Raw genomic sequence first — 16915 nt, forward strand, 5'->3', positions numbered from 1 at the left:
TTGTAATGATATAGAAAGTATTTTTATAAATCAAATCAAATAGCGTATAATAAATGCTATTCAATATAATAGATTATAATTAATAAAGGAAGGTGTATATTCATGTTAACTATGAAAGATATAATTAAAGACGGTCATCCAACATTACGTGCCGAAGCTCAAGATGTTGATTTTCCACTGTCTGATGAAGATAAACAAACTTTAAAATCTATGCGTGAATTTTTAATTAATAGTCAAGACGATGAAATTGCTAATCGATATGGCTTACGATCAGGTGTTGGCTTAGCAGCACCTCAAATAGATATTTCAAAGAAAATGATTGCTGTCTATTTACCTGATGATGGAAATGGTCGTTCTTACGATTTAATGTTAGTCAATCCTAAAGTGGTAAGCTATAGTGTTCAGTACGCATATTTACCTACTGGCGAAGGTTGCCTAAGCGTTGATAAAAACATACCTGGTCTCGTTCATAGACACTACCGAGTAACAGTGAAAGCTAAAGACGTTGATGGTAAAGATATTAAACTTAGATTAAAAGGATATCCAGCTATTGTCGTTCAACATGAAATTGATCATTTAAACGGTATCATGTTCTATGATCATATTGATGCCGAACACCCTTTAACACCACTACCTGATTCAATAGAAGTATAATTTGGGAACTGCTAAGCAGTATATTTACAATATTATATAGTTATCAATATATCATGGTGACATCATCACAGCTAGTATCTTTAAAACGAGATACTAGCTGTTCATTTTTGCCATAAAGCTTAGTTTTTTTATAATAATTATCAGTATATTATAAACTGCTTTATTTATTCCGTTACTTCATGTAAAATAATGAATAACTGGAATTTTAGTAAAGTACTTACTAATTTCAATACATGAACGACGAAATATACCCTAGAAAACATAACGGGCAGTAAGATTTTAATTTCAATTAAAAGGCTTGTATGTTGTGACATTTTATTTCATTAATTAAAAAACGAGCAGGACATTGGTACTTAGTTTAGCTACCCTGTGTATGTACTAGGTTCTTATTTAAATTCATTTAAAAGTTAACGTATTAGGAGGAAATAGATAACATGGCAATATTTAAAGTATTTTATCAGCATAATAAAAACGAGGTTATCGTACGAGAAAACACTCAAACTATTTATGTTGAAGGCGAAACAGAAGAACAAGTTAGACGCTATTTAAAAGATCGTAATTATAACATCGAATTTATTACAAAATTAGAGGGCGCACATTTAGAATATGAAAAAGAACATTCTGAACATTTTAATGTGGAGAACGCTGAATAATGAAACAATTACATCAAAATGAAGTAGGTGTATATGCACTTGGCGGTCTTGGAGAGGTAGGTAAAAATACTTACGCCGTTGAGTACAAAGATGAAATTGTCATTATCGATGCTGGAATAAAATTTCCAGATGACAATTTATTGGGTATTGATTACGTTATTCCCGATTACACTTATTTAGAACAGAATCAAGACAAAATTGTCGGTCTGTTTATAACACATGGTCACGAAGACCATATAGGTGGTGTGCCCTACCTATTGAAGCAAATTAATGTGCCTATATATGGTGGCCCATTAGCTCTAGGCTTAATTAGAAATAAATTAGATGAACACAATTTATTAAGAAATGCGGAATTGATTGAAATTACAGAAGATAGTGTAATTAAATCTAAACATTTTGAAGTATCATTCTATCTTACAACACACAGCATTCCCGAAGCATATGGTGTTATTGTTGACACACCTGAAGGTAAAATTGTTCACACGGGAGACTTCAAATTTGACTTTACACCTGTAGGAGCGCCTGCAAATATCGCTAAGATGGCGCAACTTGGTAAAGAAGGCGTATTGTGTCTGTTATCAGACTCTACGAATGCGCTCGTCCCGGACTTCACATTAAGTGAACGTGAAGTTGGCCAAAATGTGGATAAGATTTTTAGAAATTGCAAAGGCCGTATTATCTTTGCAACATTCGCTTCAAATATTTATCGTGTCCAACAAGCGGTAGAAGCAGCAATTAAGTACAACCGTAAAATTGTGACATTTGGTCGTTCAATGGAAAATAATATTAAAATTGGTATGGAGTTAGGCTATATTAAAGCTCCACCTGAAACATTCGTTGAACCTAATAAAATTCATCATATTCCAAAACATGAATTATTGATTTTATGTACAGGTTCTCAAGGTGAACCAATGGCTGCATTATCAAGAATAGCTAATGGTACACACAAACAAATTAAAATCATCCCAGAAGATACAGTTGTATTTAGCTCCTCACCTATACCAGGTAATACTAAAAGTATTAATAGAACCATCAATGCATTATATAAAGCTGGTGCAGAGGTTATTCATAGTAAAATATCTAATATCCATACATCTGGACATGGTTCTCAAGGTGACCAACAATTAATGTTACGCTTAATACAACCCAAGTTCTTCTTACCTATTCATGGTGAGTATCGCATGTTAACAGCACATGGTCAAACTGGTGTGGATTGCGGTGTACCAGAAGAAAATGTCTTTATTTTTGACATTGGTGATGTACTTGCTTTAACACATGATTCAGCACGTAAAGCTGGTCGCATTCCATCCGGTAACGTCTTGGTTGATGGTAGTGGTATTGGTGATATTGGCAATGTAGTTATTCGTGACCGTAAACTTCTTTCTGAAGAAGGTCTCGTGATTGTTGTTGTTAGCATTGATTTCAAAACAAACAAATTATTATCTGGACCAGATATTATCTCACGTGGCTTCGTCTACATGCGTGAATCTGGACAATTGATATACGATGCACAACGTCGCATCAAAACTGATGTTATTTCCAAATTAAATAGTAATAAAGACATTCAATGGCATCAAATTAAATCATCTATCATTGAAACATTGCAGCCTTATTTATACGAAAAAACAGCGCGCAAACCAATGATTTTACCTGTGATTATGAAAGTCAATGAAGAATGATGTTTAGACCATACTAAGGGTCTCAGACATTAAGTTCTTAAACAATGTAAAAAAGCCAATTTCTATTAAAATTATTTGATAGAAATTGGCTTTTCCCTTATGTATTAGATAATATACAGCTCGTTATCATTTTAGAGTGGTAAGATGTAGCCCCACGATGGTGTTTGAATTCATTATCTGGGATTATTTCAACAATTTCATTTACATATCGAGAAATATCATTTGTAGGAATAAGAATTGAAGTTTCCATTGGTATGTAAGTTGAGTCATGTTATAATCTTTATACATAAGGCACCTCGTTAATTTAGTTTAGTGAAGTTTATTAAATGATACGAAAGTGCCTTATTTTTTTAAAGTATGTTGATGTAAAATTACATATAAATGCGACGTATTTTGGCGAGACTCTCGAGGAAACAGGACGAGCTGAAGACTACAAGCTGAAGCTGTCCCCTAAGAAAGCGAGCCAACAATACGAAGTATTGAATAAAAAGAAGCGCTCAGATGAGTTGAATTCAATTCATCTGAGCGCTATTTTTCTGAGATTTATATCCCAGCCTCTTTTTATGTTTAAAATAGATTATTTCTTAGCGAACAATTTTCTTTTCAAAGCGATTTAAATCATTATCATGTCCAATCATGATTAAAATATCGCCAATTTCAATATTGATATTTGGGTCTGGTGATACAATTATTTCTTTACCCCGCTTTATTGCAATGATATTGATTCCATATTGAGCTCGAATATCTAAATTGACAATGGACTGTCCAGCCATCTTTTCACTCGCCTTAAGTTCAACTAGTGAATGTTCATCAGATAACTCTAAATAATCAAGCACACTGGCACTTGCTACATTATGTGCAATACGTCGTCCCATATCCCGTTCTGGATGTACTACCGTATCTGCCCCAATTTTATTTAATATTTTAGCATGATAATCATTTTGGGCTTTAGCCGTTACTTTCTTAACACCTAGTTCCTTTAATATCAACGTTGTTAAAGTACTAGATTGAATATTTTCCCCTATGGCTACGATGACATGATCAAAGTTTCGAATACCTAAACTTTTCATTACTGCTTCATCCGTAGTGTCAGCAATGACCGCATGTGTTGCAATATCACTATATTCATTAACTCTAGCTTCATCGTGGTCAATCGCCATAACATCCATATCAAGTGCGTTTAGTTCTCTAACAATACTTCCCCCAAAACGTCCTAATCCAATCACAACGTACTCTTTATCCATAGTAAGTATACTCCTATCATGATAGAAATGAGGATAGGTATAATAAGAACCCAATCCTCACTCAATCTTTATTTCTGATTTTTGACAATCCCTTTATTGTCTGTTGCTAATCTCAATAATAATATTAACGATGGAATAAGTAAAAGTAAACCTAAAATAATAACAATCATAAGTGTTAATCCTGTAGCAACACTAACTGTAGTATCTGTTATTTTAACAAATGGATATACAATATAAGGTAACTTACTCAACCCGTAACCGAAAAAAGCAAAAAACAGTTGTAATATCATCATAAGCATTGCGATTCCATGGTATTTTTTTAACAAAGCTAGAGACATCGCAATGATAAAACATAGTAAACTTAAAGTAAACATCCACCAATAATTATATATCGCATTGGTAAAATGATTCGCATTTTGAATTCGTAATGATAGAAAAACAAATAATGAGACCATAATCATTGGTATACTCCAAAGCAACAGCCACTTTCTTACAGTTAAATATACGTGTGTATCTTTTAATTTTGCTGCAGAATATGTCAAAAAACCTGCTGAAATATACAACACTGTTATCACGGCTAAAAAGACTACTGACCAAGCAAACGGACTAATGGCCAGTTGTACCCAATTCAAATCAAGGTGTGCGCCATCTTCTACAATATAACCGCCTTCTGATATAGTGAGAACAGATGCTAATGCAGCCGGAATTCCTAATCCAGACAAACAATATATCAACAGCCATGGTAGACTTATGTCAGCTCTTTTATTGATAAAAATATAACTGCAACCTCTGATGATTATACAGATAAGTGCTATTGAACCAGGAATTAAAATCATTGTATTCAAATAGTGAATTGCTGATGGAAATAAAGCAATCATACCTACATAACAAAACACGCAACATATATTAATTAAGCCCCAAATGGGATTTATCATATATTTATAAAGTACTTTTGACTTCTTCTCTTCACCAGACATGTGCATATAAAAAGCAAAGCAGCCTGTTCCAAAATAAATACCCGCAGCAATGACATAAAAAAATAAACAAATCCAAAGCACCAGCATACTTATCCCAGTGTATGCCATTACTGCTCACCTCTTTCCATTAGAACAGAATTAAATACATCATATGTATAACTACAAGGACACTTACATGCCACTATAGTGTTTAATTCATTGTTATATGGTGCTAATAATACATATCTCTTTTTAACTAAATTCATGCTTAATATCACCCTCACGTTGATTTCATAGTATAAACAATTAGATATATAGTATATAAATATATGCACTATAAAAAAATCATTTTGTCCTATTTTCACATATTGTTCATAAGTTGATTTTTGAGCGTTATTTTTATATAGTAAATCCAGTATAAAAATGAAAGGATAACTTTATGGCACACATTACACTTTATACACAAGACGATTGTCCACCTTGTTCCTTTATTAAGAATTATTTACATGAACATCAAATTCCTTTTGAAGAAAAACATATAAAGCATCAAGCTTATCGTGTGGAAATGTTAGAGTATGATGCGTTTGCAACACCGTTTATATTGCTTAATGACGAACCAATGTATACTGTAGATATTGATAAAATTAATCACGCATTCAACATAACAGTATAATCAGTTAGACACTGACTATTGTTTTTATTTATAAAAAGAAGAACCTTACTGACAATAATTGCCAATAAGGTTCTTCTTTATTGTGAAATTAAATTTTATCGAGCTATATTGTGAACTAATTCTTTTACTTGTTCTTGTGTTGAACAATTAATCGCTCTATTAGCTAATTCCGTCATTTCATTTTTACTTAATCCATTAATTTGACGTCTTGCTTTTAAGATAGATGTTGCACTCATAGAGAATTCATCTAAACCTAAACCAAGTAATAATGGAATTGCTGTTTCATCGCCAGCCATCTCGCCACACATACCAGTCCATTTACCTTCTTTATGAGAAGCTTCAATCACTTGTTTCACTAGACGTAAAATAGCTGGATTATATGGTTGATAAAGGTATGATACACGTTCTGACATGCGGTCAGCAGCCATTGTGTATTGAATCAAATCATTAGTACCGATACTGAAGAAATCAACTTCTTTAGCAAAGATATCAGCTAATGCAGCTGTTGATGGGATTTCTACCATTATTCCGAGCTCGATATCATCTGACACGTCATGTCCTTCATTTTTTAGATTTTCTTTTTCTTCTAAAAGAAGCGCTTTGGCATCTCTAAACTCATTAATAGTAGCAACCATTGGGAACATAATATTTAATTTTCCATATGCTGAAGCACGTAAAAGAGCGCGCAACTGTGGTCTGAAAATATCTGGTTGATCTAAGCACAATCGAATCGCACGGTAACCTAAGAATGGGTTCATTTCTTTAGGCAAATTAAGATAAGGTAGTTCTTTATCTCCACCAATATCTAATGTACGGACTACGACGCGTTTATCTTTCATCGTTTCAAGCACTTTTTTATATGCTTCAAATTGCTCATCTTCAGTTGGCATTTGATCTCTGCCCATATATAAAAATTCTGTTCTATATAAGCCAATGCCTTCAGCACCGTTTTCAATAACGCCATACAAGTCATCTGGCGTACCGATATTCGCTGCAAGTTCAGCATGAATACCATCTAAAGAAACCGTTTCAGCATCACGTAGTTTTTGAAGTTCTTTTTTATCTTCAAAGAAACGTTCACGTTTATGTTGATATGCGATCAGTTCATCTTCAGTTGGATCAATAATAACATCACCAGTTATACCATCAACAATAATCATATCTCCTTGTTTAACTTGGTGTGTGATTGATTTTGTACCAACGACAGCAGGGATTTCAAGTGAACGACTCATAATTGCTGAATGACTTGTTCTACCGCCAATGTTTGTCACAAATCCTTGAACAAAGTCTTTATTTAATTGTGCAGTATCTGAAGGTGTTAAGTCATTCCCCACAATAACGACACTTTCATCAATAATACTTGGGTTAGGTAATTCCACGCCTAGAATATGTGCAAGTAAACGTTTAGATACGTCTCTAATATCTGCAGCACGCTCTTTCATATATTCATTATCCATTGATTCAAAAATCGTAATGAATTGTGATGTCACTTCATTTAATGCTTGAGGTGCATTCACTTTCTCATTAGAGATTTTATCTTCAATTGGTTGAATTAATTCAGGATCATCTAGGACTAATAAATGCGCATCAAAAATAGCTGCTTTGTCAGCACCTAATTGTTTTTCTGCATTATTTCTAATTTTAGTCAATTCAATTTTAGATGCTTCTACAGCATTTTTAAATTTATTGATTTCAGCATCTATATCAGTGATTTTTTCATTGGTGAATGATAAATCTGGTTCAACAAGTAAATATGCTTTTGCAATAGCAACCCCATCTGAAGCTGCAATGCCGTTGATTAAGTTAGACATAATTATTCAGTTAAACCTTCTTTAGATAAGACATCACTGATTGATTGAATTGCATCCGCTTCATCGCTACCATCTGCATAAATAGTGATTTCTGCGTCTTTACCTACACCTAAGCTCATTACACCCATGATTGATTTTAAGTTAACTTTTTTACCGTTATATTCTAATTGAATATCTGAATCAAATTTAGAAGCAGTCTGAACTAACATTGTAGCTGGACGTGCATGAATTCCTGTTTCATCAATAATTACATATGATTTTTGTTCCATAGTAAAAGTCTCCTTCTTACAGTTAGAAAATTCATTTTTCAGTCATCTAACGTATTTTTATACAATAACACTACCAAATTATATTAATAAATTCAATTCGTATATAGTGAGATATTGTTGTATATGTTGATTATACTACATAAAGTTACATTTAAATAATATCCTTGATTACTTTTTCACATTTTTCAATATGATCTTGTCCCAATTTGTTCATAAAATAATAACTAATAGATGCTGAAATTGCTTGACCTACTAATGGAAACCATCGCGTTTGTTTGGCAGCTGCTCGCTTAGCCATGTCCTTAATAACAATTTTAAGCACAGCACTTGATACTTTTTTGCCGATGAATTGACTACCTTGAATAGCAGCCGCAGCAAAAATACGTTCTCTTAAATCATCTCCAAGTGTGTTTACTTGTTTATGATCTAATCCATATAGTTTGTTTACATCTTCAATAATATCGCGCATCAATTTAATATCTACACCAAAGTCCAATCCAGGAATAGGTACAACAGAAGCCGTTGAAGACATCAAAGATTTTCTTTTAACGATTGCCTCTGCCCTTTCACGACATCTAGCTAACTCATCCTGTGTCGTTGGCATGGCATTTTTTTCTTTAATATCCTCTATTTTAAATGCTTTTTGACCTACTTTAGTCGTTATTCGATTACTTAAATTTTGTCTAATCCCCATGAAATATCACCTTTCATTTTGTGTCATGACGGTATTATACCCACTTCACTAAATTTAATTCTTGATTTGAATAAAAACTGCTTTCAAATATTTAGACGGTTTATAATGCGGATGCGTTTTAAAGTCCTTCGGCAAACCCATGACTTCTTTAATTTCATAATCTACATTCGCCTGTTCTAAAGTCGATTTAATGACAGATTTAAATGCTTTTAATGAGAAGATACTTGAGTTTGTGCATAATAACAATACACCATTTGGCGCTAGAACGCTTAATGCACCATTTATGAGCTCATCATAATTTTTTTGTACGGAAAAAGTTTTCTTTTTATTACGTGCAAAACTTGGCGGATCAATCACAATCGTATCATAAAAGCGATTGTGTCTATGTGCATATTTATAAAAATCAAATGTATCCATTACATAAATGAATTGTGTCTTAGGATCTATGCCGTTAAGACCAAAATTTTCTTCCGTTAAAGCTCTAGAACGATTAGCCAAATCAACACTTGTCGTTGATTGTGCATGATTAGCTGCAATAACTGAAAAAGCTCCTGTATAGCTGAATAAATTAAGGACATTTTTTTGTTCAGCATATTGATCACGTAACTTTTTACGCACTTCTTTTTGGTCTAAAAATATTCCTGTCATTAATCCATCATTTAAATCAACATTGTAAAATGTAAAATTCTCTTCAATAACTATCGGAAATTGTGGTGCTTCTCCTTTGACGAAACCACCTGAATAATCAGCATCTTTAAATCTCATTTTTTCGTAAATAGATTTGTAAGGAATAACTGTTTCTATCGCTTGCAAAATTTCAAATTTAAATTTGTAGATACCTTTTGAATACCATTGAACAAGTAAATGACCGTTATAATTATCAATCGTTAAACCGCCAATTCCATCTCCTTCAGCATTAAACAAGCGAAATGCATTTGTACCATCAATATGAAAATAGTAGTCACGTTCAGCTAAAGCATCTGTGAATAATTGTGTGAAAAATGAAGTAGTAATCTCTTCACTTGGATTATAACTTAACACCCATCCTAATCCTTTATGTTGCCGTCCTACATATGCTGTGGCAATATAATGACCTTGATCAGTTGTTAACTGAAATAAATCGCCCTCTTTTAAATGATCCTGGCGATAAATATCTTCTTCATCTACTAAAGGATAATGATTTAAATATTTTTGTTCTTTCCCTTTATTTATAATAGCTGTCTTCATAAACGTTCTCTGCCTTCCTTTATTAAAATATGTTAGGCTTTATCACTGTTTCTTTTATATTAACAAATTTATAGATATCATCATAAAAAAGAGATTGGCCTGTAAATCGTTTCTAATCAAAGAAAAATGGCAATTTCCATCCAAATCGTGGCAAAACTACCATTTTTATAATTGATACATTATATTTTAGTTTGTAAAGCGTTTATTCTTAATTATATTTAGCAATCATTTATTAAATTATACGTGAGTGTGTTATGTTTTAAAACTATTCTGGAGCAAGACAGCATTCATAATGAAATTTTAGTTCCACCCCGGCAAGGTTGCGTAGGATTGAAAAAAGCCTGGTATAAGCGTATTTTCAATCTGGTCAACTACTGCCAATATAGCGTTCATAGCCTATAACATAATGATATCCTAGACTCATTGATAACAAGGTTCTTAAAAGAATAAGCCAAGTTAAAAACTAGGATCCTATCAAAAAATTTCAAGCACTACCAGCTTGTGTAGACTCAAGCTGTACCATAGAAAAATGGAGAAATATGATATTTAACATAAACTAAGCTCTAAGACAATTCTTCAATTTTGAAATCATCTTAGAGCTATGCCTTTGTATTTAAATACTGACCTTTATTATTTTAGCATTCATATTCCAGCCACTATCAGAACGACATTCGTTGGTCGATCATATATCATTTATGGCTCATCTCTAACTTGTAAACTAAATGCTACAATAACTGCTATCAACATAATGATTAATGTTGGCGTAATAAATACGGATAATAGTAATCCATGAATCATGATGTTGATAAATTCTGTAAGTAATTTAAAGAACAGAATACTAATCATAAACAGTTGCAAATAATAAAATTTACCGCGTAAATAGTGTGTCAACGTCGTTGCAATATACACAATAATAATAAATATTAGTATAAGCAATGTAACCCATTCAATGACATACTGTGTTTGAGATATTTTCCACTCACCAGAAACAAAAAGCGAATTTCTATTGTTAAATTCAATAAAGGTAAATAAGAAAATAATAATACCACAAAAGATTTCTACAAATACTGGCTTTACCCATTTTGGCTTACGCATCCAATTTGGAATATCATCTTCTTCAATATTAATGATATTTTTAACTTTGTTTTTGAATTTGTCTCTTTTCGTTCTAATTTTATCTAAATCGACACTTCTTCTAGTCTTACGTGCATATTCTGTTGTCTTATCTTGAAGTTGCTTTAAGTGAACTTTCGTTTGATTTGAAACATTGCCTTTTGATGTTCTAGATAAATCATATTCTTCACCTAACTCTTCTTTTGTTAATGGTAGCGCACGTCTTAAGAATAAAAAGTTCCAAATAGACATTTGCCCTAACAACCACATAATAATGAAGAAAGTATTTACACTTAAAATATCAATAGGTGCAATTTCATTAGCATCTACTTTGCCGTATAAAGAAATTTGTGTAATAAGGTAACTAATACCATATGACAATATAATCCACAAATAATGATTCTTTCTATTGTTTGGATTTAATTCATCTTTATATACAATATAACCAATATGAATGACAAATGGGAAAATAAAAATAATTGCCCAGAAACCATAAACTTGCGTCATTAATAAAATCGTAATGATAAAGAAAACGATTCCGAATATTAAATAAAAAATTGAAATATCATAATCATACTTCGTTGTTCTAAATAATGTGTAGCCAATAAAGATGACTAAGACACCAAAAAGGATAATGATTATAGCACTTATAATAGGAAAAGCGCCTATAAACCTACTCATCACTCTAATAATTTCACTAAAAAATGCATTCAGGAAGTCCCATACCGAAAAAATCTTTAAATCAACTTTTTCCTTTTGATTAAGCTCTTTAATTAAAGGCAAGTTAATCAAAACAATGAGACCTGTGAAAAGTGAAACGAAACCGATGATATAACTGAAAATAATCTCGGTGTGTTTCTTAAGAAAAGACATACTGTTCACCTCAAAAGTTATTATATATGAAGAAGCCCGACTTGTCTTTAATATTTCATTAAATACGACTATAGACTTAGCAAAAGTTTAACAATAAATGGTCAGGGTATACAACAAATATAATCACTATTAAGGAGTGTTATTTATGTCAAATGAAGAATTAAATAAAAAATCCGCAGAAAAAGCTAAAGAAGCTGAAGAAAAGCTTAAAAAGGAAAAAGAAAGTACAGAAGATAGCATAGAACAAACTAAAAAAGATGTTCAAGACACATTAGACTAAACGTAATATAATTTATTTCGCAGTGCACACTGCTTCTTATATTAAATATGTAAGTTAAATCTATGGGAGCGGAACAGAATTCATAATAACTTCTGTCTCGCTCCCAAATTTTCATTGTTAATCATTAATGATAGATGTGAAAGTGTATGTAAGATGCTTTTTTATTTCTTAACCACTTTTATTATAATTTATTAAAATTGCCTTGACATCAAGTACCAAAAAGCATACATTTAAATTAAATTACATAAACGCACTAGGGGTGTTTAAACTGAGATGAAGCCTTGCTTCAAACCCTTCGAACCTGATCTAGCTTGTACTAGCGTAGGAAAGTGACGATAAATTGCAATGCTTATCGTTTAAGCATTTATTTTTTAACGCACATCTTTCTACGTGAAGGTTGTGCGTTTTTTAGGAGGCAATTTTTATGTCAAAAGGTTTAAAATTATCTGAAATACTAGTTACAGTGTTAATCGCTGTTATTTTTGCCATCATTTATAACTTGTGGTGGTTTCCATATGAATTTGCAAAAGTTGCTGGTTTACACCTTGAACAACTGACTTATGGTGTATGGTTTATGGCCGCAATCGTGGCATACTTAATCATACCTAAACCAGGAATTGCAATCATCGCTGAATTTGCAGCTGGTGCTGGGGAAACAATTGTTATGGGTAAATTTGATATTCCTACTATTATTTATGCCATACTGCAAGGTGTTGCATGTGAAATTATTTTTGCTATCTTTAAATATCAATCTCGTAGCGCTGTAGTAGCTATGTTAGCCGGGTTACTTACTGCACTTATTTCATTCCCAGTTGATTACTTTTATGGCTATTTAAATGAAGTTGCTGGTTGGAACTTACTTCTATTTATCGTTTTCCGCGCCATTAGTGGTATCATCCTTGCTGGTTTATTATCTTACATCGTCGTCAAAGCGCTGGATCAAACCGGTGTTACAAAATTATTCCGCCCAGCATCTAAACAAGATTATGACAACCTATAAGGGGACATTGACGTGTTAAAAGTTACAAATTTACGTTTGAAATATCCAAACGGAGAACGCAAAATTTTTGATCACCTTAATATTGAAATTAAAGACAAAGAAAAAGTGCTTTTACTAGGTCCATCTGGATCTGGTAAAAGCACCTTGCTTAATGTATTAAGTGGTATCGTACCCAATTTGATTGATTTGCCAATGAAATATGATGAGCTTGAAATCGACCCTCATAGTGGTGTGATTTTTCAAGACCCTGATACACAATTTTGTATGCCTAAAGTTTATGAAGAACTAGCGTTTGTTTTAGAAAATAAGCAAGTACCGCAACATGAGATGAATGCTCAAATTGAAGCTGCTTTGAACTCTGTAGACTTGAAAGTAACAGATCAAACATTTGTCAATCACTTAAGTGGCGGTATGAAACAAAAGCTTGCGATCGTAGAAACAATCCTTCAAGATGCAAGTACACTATTTTTAGACGAACCAACTGCGATGCTCGATGTCGAAGCAACTGCAGAACTATGGAATAAACTTATTGAACTATGGGCAGATCAAACTGTACTTATTGTCGAACATAAAGTTGAACATATTTGGAATCATGTCGATAGAGTAATACTTATGGATTATGAGGGACATATTATTGCAGATAACACTCCGGACTATGTATTAACACATTGTGAGGATTTATTAACTGAATTTGGCGTGTGGCATCCAAAAGCCTGGGAACATGCACCAACTCGACAACTGATATCAACTGAAAAATCTGAGCCACGCTTTAATTACAAAAATGGAGAAATTATTCGAGGAAAGAAAACATTAATTCAAATCCCTGAAATATCTATTGGTACAGGCGAATGGATAACGATAACTGGGAAAAACGGCACAGGTAAAACCTCATTAATAGAATCGATTCTTCAATTAATAAAATATAAAGGCCAAATGTATTATAATGGCACAGTCATTAGTAAGATTAAACAAGCAGCCCAACATATGTATCTGGTATACCAAAATCCTGAATTACAATTTATTACCAATTCTGTTTATGATGAGATACATATTCATTATAATCACCAAGATCCACAAGTTGCAGATGATAGAACAAATGAACTACTTACATTGTTACATTTAGACGCTGTCAAACAGCAACACCCTTTCGAACTTTCCATGGGCCAAAAACGACGTTTAAGTGTAGCAACTGCATTAAGTTCTAAAGCGGATATCATTTTATTAGATGAGCCGACATTTGGATTGGATAGTCATAATACTTTCCAACTAATTGAACGCTTCCAGCAACGCGTGAAGCGTGGGCAAACGATCGTTATGGTTACACATGACCCAGAAATCATCAAACGTTATCCTACACGTCGTTTACATGTGGAAAATGGACAACTTCTTGAAATGGCAGGTGTTACACATGTTTGAACGATGGAAAAAACGCTATACCTTCATGGATGATGTGAATATTATCACTAAATTACTTTTAGGTATTACCCTGTTTTTCTTTGTTATTTTTATTCACAATTTTGATTACATGCTTTATATTTCAGCATTAATGTTCATCTTTTTAATGCTTTTTAATGGTACTGAGTTGAAAATTACACTTGCTTTCTTATTTGCTACAATCTTATTTGCACTCACGTCATCATTATTTATGATTTTATATGGCAATGGCGAACATTTTATTTTTAAACTAGGAATTATTCAAATAAGTACAGAAAGTATTGTCAGAGGACTTCATATTTCATTGCGTACTATTACAGTTTCAATGTTTGGTATTCTTATTGCACTAACCTCTCAAATCGTCATGATTTTTTACAGTTTAATGCAACATTTAAAAATAAAACCGAAAATCGCTTATGCGTTTATGGCAGCTATTCGTATGGTACCTCTGATTATCTCATCACTTATTCAATTACGCCGTTCGTTAAAGATGCGTTATCAAATGATAGATAAGTCGAACTATAAAGGTTTAAAGCGCTTTAAGCATTTATTAATTCCGATACTCAGTCAAAACATCCGTCGTGCCCATCAACTTTCAGTAGCTATGGAAACGAAAGGATTTAAAGATGGTCCCAGAACATATTACTACAATGCACCATTTTCCTATAAGGATGTCTTATTAGTGCTTTGTTTTGTAGGTATTATCCTATTATCATTTTATTTATCAGCACACTTCCCTATTACAGGCATTCAAGATGCTCGCGTATCCGGGAAGCTTAGCTAAATATTGTTTGAGCGCTGGGACACAAATCCCAAAATAATAGCACAAAGATGGTTTGACATAAATCATCTTTGTGCTTCTTTATATTCAAAACGCCATATTATACGATTTCGCATTCCTAGAGTGCTGTCTCAAACTGTTTATTTTATGAGGGAGCGGAACAGCACTCATTATGAATTCTAGTCCTGCCTCGGCAAGGTTGACTAGGATTGAAACAAGCTTGGTATCAGCGTATTTTCAGTCAACTCTTGACAAAATATATAGTTCATAGCCTAAAACATAATGATGTCCCAAACTGAATTCACATTATTAATCATTAATTTTCTTTAGCAATTGCTTTATTACCGATATCACGTCGGTAAAATAGATTGTCACTTTTTATGTGCTTGACCTTTTGGTATGCTTCATGTTGTGCCTGCTGTATTGTCTGACCTTCACCAATGGCTAAAATGACACGTCCGCCTGATGTTACGAAATCCGCTTCGTCCTTTGTTAAACCACTTACAAAATAAGAATTATCTAAAGTAAATCCAGAAACTTTATGCCCTTTAACATAAGTACCAGGGTAACCTTGTGAAGCCAACATTACTCCAACAACGAAACCTGGTTTCCATTGAAAATGAATCGGTTCCTTATTTGCTAAAGCGATAATTTGCGCCATTAAATCACTTTCTAAATGTGCAAGTAATACTTGTGCTTCAGGATCACCAAAACGCGCATTAAATTCAATCACTTTTGGACCTTCAGAAGTTAGTATTGCACCAATATAGAGTAAACCAAAGTAATGATAGCCTTCCAGTTTCATTGCTTTGGCTATAGGTTGCGCAATATCTTTGTTGGTTTGACTTAGTACCTCTTCAGAAATATGTGGTACTGGGCAATAGGCACCCATACCCCCTGTATTAGGTCCTTTATCATTATCATAAGCACGCTTATGATCTTGCGCAATGCAATCAAACGGTACAGCATAATCACCATTAATAAAGGTCATTAATGAAAATTCTTCACCTTCTAAAAACGCTTCAAAGATAACTTTACCTTGCGCTTTGGGATACAGTTCTTCTACTGCTGCAATAGCATCTTTTCTAGTTTCCGCAATAATGACACCTTTACCTGCTGCTAAACCGTCTTTTTTAATGACTATCGGTAGCTCACAATCTTTTACGTAAGTTAATGCTTCACTTTTACTATTTACTTCTTTATATTCTGCTGTTGGTATATGATATTTCTCCATTAATTGCTTAGCAAATAATTTTGAACCTTCAATTTGTGCAGCATCCTGATTGGGACCAAACACCTTAAATCCATGTTGTCTTAGTAAATCTGACAAGCCATCTATCAATGGTTGTTCAGGACCTATAATGATCCATTCAATTTGATGTGCTTGAGCAAATTTTAAAATTTGCTGGTGGTCACTTTCTGCAATATCTTTATGAATATCAGCAATTTGACTCATCGCATCATTTCCAGGTATCACATCTATATGATTGACAAGTGGTGACGTATTGAGCTTTGAGACTAATGCATGCTCTCTTCCGCCTGAACCAATAACTAGAATGTTCATATATTTCTCC

General features: G+C 33.0%; 16 protein-coding genes, 1 pseudogene and 1 riboswitch. Of the genes and pseudogenes, 8 read left to right on the plus strand and 9 right to left on the minus strand.

Annotation, left to right across the window (positions count from 1 at the left end; genetic code table 11):
- The first annotated feature begins 102 nt into the window (after positions 1–102).
- From def to rnjA, 3 genes are all read left to right on the plus strand, one after another.
- On the plus strand, positions 103–654 hold the full coding sequence (gene def / locus AL499_RS03250; protein WP_002493063.1) for a peptide deformylase: 552 nt from the start codon (positions 103–105) through the stop codon (positions 652–654).
- A 434-nt stretch (positions 655–1088) separates the two neighbouring features.
- Complete coding sequence (locus tag AL499_RS03255) at positions 1089–1307, plus strand: DNA-dependent RNA polymerase subunit epsilon (RefSeq protein WP_002459428.1); 219 nt, start codon at positions 1089–1091, stop codon at positions 1305–1307.
- Positions 1307–2986 carry a ribonuclease J1 gene (gene rnjA / locus AL499_RS03260; protein WP_002478368.1) on the plus strand — a complete coding sequence of 560 codons (1680 nt, stop codon included), beginning with the start codon at positions 1307–1309 and terminating at the stop codon, positions 2984–2986. Before AL499_RS03255 ends, rnjA begins: the two co-directional genes overlap by 1 nt.
- A gap of 109 nt (positions 2987–3095) precedes the next feature.
- Here rnjA and AL499_RS12250 read toward each other — a convergent pair.
- From AL499_RS12250 to AL499_RS03275, 3 genes and pseudogenes are all read right to left on the minus strand, one after another.
- Positions 3096–3274 (minus strand): annotated as a pseudogene (locus AL499_RS12250) (IS5/IS1182 family transposase); the annotation flags it as partial.
- Between the two features lie 296 nt (positions 3275–3570).
- Positions 3571–4230 carry a potassium channel family protein gene (locus tag AL499_RS03270; RefSeq protein WP_002459431.1) on the minus strand — a complete coding sequence of 220 codons (660 nt, stop codon included), beginning with the start codon at positions 4228–4230 and terminating at the stop codon, positions 3571–3573.
- A gap of 68 nt (positions 4231–4298) precedes the next feature.
- Positions 4299–5315: a cytochrome d ubiquinol oxidase subunit II gene (locus AL499_RS03275; RefSeq protein WP_002493060.1), complete on the minus strand. Its 1017-nt coding sequence runs from the start codon at positions 5313–5315 to the stop codon at positions 4299–4301.
- A gap of 310 nt (positions 5316–5625) precedes the next feature.
- Between AL499_RS03275 and AL499_RS03280 the strand changes: the two genes are divergently transcribed.
- Positions 5626–5859 (plus strand): glutaredoxin family protein, encoded by a 234-nt coding sequence (locus tag AL499_RS03280; protein ID WP_002459433.1) that lies wholly within the window; start codon positions 5626–5628, stop codon positions 5857–5859.
- A gap of 95 nt (positions 5860–5954) precedes the next feature.
- On the opposite strand, the gene ptsP is transcribed toward AL499_RS03280, so the two are convergent.
- The 5 genes from ptsP to auxA form a co-directional block, all read right to left on the minus strand.
- Positions 5955–7670, minus strand: coding sequence for a phosphoenolpyruvate--protein phosphotransferase (ptsP, locus tag AL499_RS03285; protein WP_002478372.1), 1716 nt, complete (start codon positions 7668–7670; stop codon positions 5955–5957).
- Between the two features lie 2 nt (positions 7671–7672).
- Positions 7673–7939 carry a phosphocarrier protein HPr gene (locus tag AL499_RS03290; RefSeq protein ID WP_002459436.1) on the minus strand — a complete coding sequence of 89 codons (267 nt, stop codon included), beginning with the start codon at positions 7937–7939 and terminating at the stop codon, positions 7673–7675.
- 151 nt (positions 7940–8090) lie between these two features.
- Positions 8091–8633, minus strand: coding sequence for a hypothetical protein (locus tag AL499_RS03295; protein WP_002493066.1), 543 nt, complete (start codon positions 8631–8633; stop codon positions 8091–8093).
- A gap of 54 nt (positions 8634–8687) precedes the next feature.
- Positions 8688–9860, minus strand: coding sequence for a class I SAM-dependent rRNA methyltransferase (locus AL499_RS03300; RefSeq protein ID WP_002493070.1), 1173 nt, complete (start codon positions 9858–9860; stop codon positions 8688–8690).
- A 693-nt stretch (positions 9861–10553) separates the two neighbouring features.
- Entirely contained in the window at positions 10554–11846 is a 1293-nt protein-coding gene (gene auxA, locus AL499_RS03305) for a lipoteichoic acid stability factor AuxA (RefSeq protein ID WP_037540542.1), read from the minus strand.
- Positions 11847–11991: 145 nt separating this feature from the next.
- On the opposite strand from auxA, the gene graF reads away from it, so the two are divergent.
- The 4 genes from graF to AL499_RS03320 all read left to right on the plus strand — a co-directional run bounded on the left by graF (position 11992) and on the right by AL499_RS03320 (position 15344).
- Positions 11992–12126, plus strand: a complete 135-nt coding sequence (graF, locus tag AL499_RS12695) for a glycopeptide resistance-associated protein GraF (protein ID WP_002459440.1) — start codon at positions 11992–11994, stop codon at positions 12124–12126.
- Between the two features lie 245 nt (positions 12127–12371).
- A riboswitch (TPP riboswitch) is annotated at positions 12372–12471 on the plus strand.
- A gap of 79 nt (positions 12472–12550) precedes the next feature.
- Positions 12551–13126 carry an ECF transporter S component gene (locus AL499_RS03310; protein WP_002459441.1) on the plus strand — a complete coding sequence of 192 codons (576 nt, stop codon included), beginning with the start codon at positions 12551–12553 and terminating at the stop codon, positions 13124–13126.
- Positions 13127–13138: 12 nt separating this feature from the next.
- Positions 13139–14542 (plus strand): ABC transporter ATP-binding protein, encoded by a 1404-nt coding sequence (locus tag AL499_RS03315; RefSeq protein WP_002459442.1) that lies wholly within the window; start codon positions 13139–13141, stop codon positions 14540–14542.
- Positions 14535–15344 (plus strand): energy-coupling factor transporter transmembrane component T family protein, encoded by an 810-nt coding sequence (locus AL499_RS03320; protein ID WP_002459443.1) that lies wholly within the window; start codon positions 14535–14537, stop codon positions 15342–15344. The genes AL499_RS03315 and AL499_RS03320 overlap by 8 nt, the downstream gene beginning before the upstream one ends.
- A 313-nt stretch (positions 15345–15657) precedes the next feature.
- Here AL499_RS03320 and purD read toward each other — a convergent pair whose 3' ends face one another.
- On the minus strand, positions 15658–16905 hold the full coding sequence (purD, locus tag AL499_RS03325; protein WP_012990886.1) for a phosphoribosylamine--glycine ligase: 1248 nt from the start codon (positions 16903–16905) through the stop codon (positions 15658–15660).
- Positions 16906–16915 lie beyond the last annotated feature (10 nt).

The sequence above is a fragment of the Staphylococcus lugdunensis genome (assembly GCF_001558775.1).
GTDB lineage: Bacteria > Bacillota > Bacilli > Staphylococcales > Staphylococcaceae > Staphylococcus > Staphylococcus lugdunensis.

What these genes read in the sequence shown, in the direction of transcription:
- AL499_RS03275 (WP_002493060.1), bottom strand. Translation starts at nt 5,315, where the DNA reads ATGGCATACACTGGGATAAGTATGCTGGTGCTTTGGATTTGTTTATTT.
- def (WP_002493063.1), top strand. Translation starts at nt 103, where the DNA reads ATGTTAACTATGAAAGATATAATTAAAGACGGTCATCCAACATTACGT.
- auxA (WP_037540542.1), bottom strand. Translation starts at nt 11,846, where the DNA reads ATGTCTTTTCTTAAGAAACACACCGAGATTATTTTCAGTTATATCATC.
- AL499_RS03320 (WP_002459443.1), top strand. Translation starts at nt 14,535, where the DNA reads ATGTTTGAACGATGGAAAAAACGCTATACCTTCATGGATGATGTGAAT.
- AL499_RS03300 (WP_002493070.1), bottom strand. Translation starts at nt 9,860, where the DNA reads ATGAAGACAGCTATTATAAATAAAGGGAAAGAACAAAAATATTTAAAT.
- AL499_RS03270 (WP_002459431.1), bottom strand. Translation starts at nt 4,230, where the DNA reads ATGGATAAAGAGTACGTTGTGATTGGATTAGGACGTTTTGGGGGAAGT.
- AL499_RS03295 (WP_002493066.1), bottom strand. Translation starts at nt 8,633, where the DNA reads ATGGGGATTAGACAAAATTTAAGTAATCGAATAACGACTAAAGTAGGT.
- AL499_RS03280 (WP_002459433.1), top strand. Translation starts at nt 5,626, where the DNA reads ATGGCACACATTACACTTTATACACAAGACGATTGTCCACCTTGTTCC.
- AL499_RS03290 (WP_002459436.1), bottom strand. Translation starts at nt 7,939, where the DNA reads ATGGAACAAAAATCATATGTAATTATTGATGAAACAGGAATTCATGCA.
- AL499_RS03255 (WP_002459428.1), top strand. Translation starts at nt 1,089, where the DNA reads ATGGCAATATTTAAAGTATTTTATCAGCATAATAAAAACGAGGTTATC.
- ptsP (WP_002478372.1), bottom strand. Translation starts at nt 7,670, where the DNA reads ATGTCTAACTTAATCAACGGCATTGCAGCTTCAGATGGGGTTGCTATT.
- purD (WP_012990886.1), bottom strand. Translation starts at nt 16,905, where the DNA reads ATGAACATTCTAGTTATTGGTTCAGGCGGAAGAGAGCATGCATTAGTC.
- graF (WP_002459440.1), top strand. Translation starts at nt 11,992, where the DNA reads ATGTCAAATGAAGAATTAAATAAAAAATCCGCAGAAAAAGCTAAAGAA.
- rnjA (WP_002478368.1), top strand. Translation starts at nt 1,307, where the DNA reads ATGAAACAATTACATCAAAATGAAGTAGGTGTATATGCACTTGGCGGT.
- AL499_RS03310 (WP_002459441.1), top strand. Translation starts at nt 12,551, where the DNA reads ATGTCAAAAGGTTTAAAATTATCTGAAATACTAGTTACAGTGTTAATC.